General features: G+C 64.3%; 1 protein-coding gene. It reads right to left on the reverse strand.

From position 1 onward, the window contains the following. On the reverse strand, window positions 1-269 hold a 269-nt coding region (locus KJQ96_RS39130; protein WP_213291234.1), incomplete at both ends, for a hypothetical protein.

A 269-nucleotide genomic window follows, 5' to 3' on the forward strand; every position in this document is an offset into this window, starting at 1 on the left:
ACGACAGCAGCGTCATGGTCAGGAAATTGCCGATCGACGGCACGTAGCTGATGGCGCGCACCGCCTCCGGCGTTTTCATCGCGCGTTCGATCAGCTCGACGGGCGTGAACATCCAGAAGGTAACGAAAGCGCCGGCGGCGAGAAAGGCCACCAGCTTGACGATGGATTCGGTGGCGATCGCCAGCATCAGGCCGTGCTGGTGCTCGGTGGCGTCGGTCTGGCGGGTGCCGAACAGCACGGCGAATGCCGCCATTGCCAGCGTCACGACC

Origin of the sequence: Bradyrhizobium sp. sGM-13 (assembly GCF_018398875.1) — a bacterium.
Classification (GTDB): Bacteria; Pseudomonadota; Alphaproteobacteria; order Rhizobiales; family Xanthobacteraceae; genus Bradyrhizobium.